The sequence below is a fragment of the Eudoraea sp. genome, from assembly GCF_049665975.1.
Classification (GTDB): Bacteria; Bacteroidota; Bacteroidia; order Flavobacteriales; family Flavobacteriaceae; genus Eudoraea.
In genome coordinates this window covers 1-3,117 of record NZ_JBATGR010000323.1, presented here as the reverse complement: position 1 = coordinate 3,117, position 3,117 = coordinate 1, and the positions used below count along the sequence as shown (strand labels likewise).

Sequence of the window (3,117 nt, the reverse complement as noted above, 5' to 3'; positions counted from 1 at the left end):
AATAAACAGAAAAACGCTGTCTGTCAATATGTCAATGAACTTTTATTTTCCGTAGCACTTATTCCGTATTCCAAACCTAACCGTCACTACTGCCCAGCTAAGCGGGTGCAAATATAAAGTACTTTTTTTCCTTGTACAACCCTAAATCAAAAAAAATTATACTATAAAAATAATTAAATTATAACACCTTGAAAATGAAGCATTCAACATTAAAAATGATTGGCATAATACCCTAAATTTTTAGTTAACAATCAAACCATGCATAAAACAATATCCTAATTAAACAGCAGAAAAAGTCAGACCCACAATCTGAACCCGAATTATTGAGCAGTTTTAATACATAATTAATAGAAGAAATTCCAGACCAACCCAAAACGTATTACAAAATCACGATATGGGTAATCAGGGGCGGCATAAAAATTATTCCCTGTAAATGAAGAATTAAAATGTTCTGCTTTAAGATATATCCTTGCCGTTTTGACTTTTGCATTTATAAAAAAGTCTAATAATGGAAATGCTCCAAGTTCCTCTCCGTTCTGGGTATAAAATTCTGCCAGTAATGGATTATACGCATCCATATTATAACTGCTAAAATATTTAAAGGTTATGCCTGTTTGTAAAAACATGGCCTTCTTGAAAACATGCTTACTAAAATAAAGCGTATTTCTTGTGACAAATGCGGGTAGATTTAATACTTCATTATCCTGTGTGACATTCTGATACATAATGGTATTGCTCAATGCCCAGTCTCCAAATTTAAATTCTTTAAAATATTTGACTTTTAAGTAATTTACGCTATTCGTTTCCTGAAATGGTTTTATATAAGCATTCTCCAAATTGGCATCGGCTTGTTCATCATTTGCAAGAGAAGCAAAATAAGTATAATTGTCTGTTGTTGTATATTTTGCGCTTATATTACCCCATACCTGTGATTCCAGATTAAATTGCAGACTACTCAGACGTTCTTTTTCAAAGCTTTGAGTGTTATACCAATTGTAGTTTTCATAATCAGACTGATACAATAAGAAGTTAAAATTTGGTAATCTGGAAGACGAATGCAGACTGGCGCTAATTTTATTCTTTTCATTTATCTGGTAGCTGGCTGCTACATCAATAATATTTCCTGTTAACTCTCCAGAGATATTGTAAGCGATACCTCCATGTAACATAAAACCCCCTATCTGTTTTTTGTATTTTGCACCTATGGCTACCTCCGCTCCTTTCAACCTATTTGGTATAAAACCTTCATCGGTGGTAATTGTGCTATTGAAAAAATAATTGTAGTTATACAAATTAACAGATGCTTTTAAAACACCCAGGGTTCTGTTAGAAAACTCTGCATTAATCTCATTATACATAGTCTTTAAGTTCGCCCTGTCACTTATAGGGCTTACCAGAGCATCTCCAAAAAATTCGTTTTCAGCATCCTGTTGAAATTTGTAATTCTTGGATTCGTAAGTAAAAGTGTGTCCAAACCCCAGGTAATTAGATTTAGAGCTTGCGGAATCAGTTTCATTTTTAATTAATCTATATTGGTGTTCAAGATAATATCTTTTACCAATTAGAATGTTCTGGGCATCCGTAAAAAAAACATCTATTCTGGACCGGTCTTTAAAATCGGGATCTTTAGATTCAAACTGTAGTTCTTTATTGGAAATTCCACCGTTTTCTTCTCCTTCGATTTCCTGAGATGTCCAGTGTGCCCTTAATCTGTAACGTCCATTCTTTGTAACATAGTTGGCGCTAGATTTAAAATTTCCCGATTTGACCTGACTCCATTGGTACTTCCCTAAAGACCTGAATCCTTTATACCCTATAGACAAGTTAAATCTTCTTGAAGTGTTAAACGTGAGCATGGCATCTAACAGTTGACCCTGTTCAAAAGTAGTCTTAAAAAAAAGATCTGTTAAAGGAGTGGCTACATTATAATAGGATATGTCCTCCACCTCTAAATAATTAAAATGCCTTGCTTTAGAACCAATAGTTGGGTAAAGGGTATTGCGATCCAAATTGAGACCAAGGTGATTATATGGCTGACCTACATTAGAAAAAGGCATTAATTCAAAATCATCCCTGCGCAAATAATTGTATTTGTATTCTTTTTGTATACTAAGTGTGGTATCTAAATAAGTAGAGTCTCTTGTATAAGAAACAATTTTATAGTCCTTAATTGTAATTCCCAGACTATCCTTCTTTTTAGCCCTTTTTGATTTCTTCTTTCTCAACAATGAAGTATCTTTAGCTCTATCGGGAGTAACCGGATCTTTTTGCGCACTAAGAGTGTGGCTCAACAAAATTAGAATTAGCAAAAGGAGATATCTCATGTAAAGACTTTGGTTACAGTTTTTGAAATGCCAGATTCATATCCAACTGTTCATCCTAATAAGGCAACAACTTGTAATAGGATTAATCTGCCCAGGGAAAATGATAATTTTAAATGTTGTCCGCAAAGTTAATTTTTTTGTTCCTAACTAAATGTGAAAGTTTTATGCCTATTTAAACGGGCAAAAATCAATTCCACACAAATTATGAATATATTAGGTCACAAATTACAGTAGTTCAACAGAAAAAATTGAATATTCCTAGTTTTTTCAGGATATTTACAAAAAAAATTACATGTTAAGAAAATTGGTAGTTCTCTTCCTGCTGGCAGGTTACTTTTCACATGCGCAATTTAACGAAAGTGCGCCCTGGATGCAGAACTTAAAAACCAAGAAGTCTTCTACGGCCAAGTCGGGCCAACAGGATTATACTTTTAAGGAAATAACCAATGCCTTCGACGAATATTGGAAAGGAAAGGATATCACCAAAAAAGGGATTGGCTACAAACCTTTCAGACGCTGGGAAAATTACTGGAAACACTTTGTTAGTAGTGATGGTTATCTTCCAACATCCAAACAACTTTATGATAGCTGGAAGAATAACCAAACCAACAAAGCAATAAACCCAACGAGCGACTGGACAGCTGTTGGCCCATTTTCCTCTGGTACTTTAGCTATCGGACAACCCGGTACCGGAAGGGTCAATGCTATTGCGGTAGATCCTAATGATCAAAATATCTGGTTTGCAGGTGCACCGGCTGGTGGCCTATGGAAAAGTATCGATGCAGGTAGCACC

General features: G+C 34.7%; 1 protein-coding gene and 1 pseudogene. One reads left to right on the top strand and one right to left on the bottom strand.

Going from position 1 to position 3,117, the window contains the following annotated elements:
• Nucleotides 1–344: 344 nt before the first annotated feature.
• Nucleotides 345–2,324: a putative porin gene (locus WBN20_RS11315; RefSeq protein WP_424281748.1), complete on the bottom strand. Its 1,980-nt coding sequence runs from the start codon at nt 2,322–2,324 to the stop codon at nt 345–347.
• 292 nt (nt 2,325–2,616) lie between these two features.
• On the opposite strand from WBN20_RS11315, the pseudogene WBN20_RS11310 reads away from it, so the two are divergent.
• Nucleotides 2,617–3,117 (top strand): annotated as a pseudogene (locus WBN20_RS11310) (hypothetical protein); the annotation flags it as partial.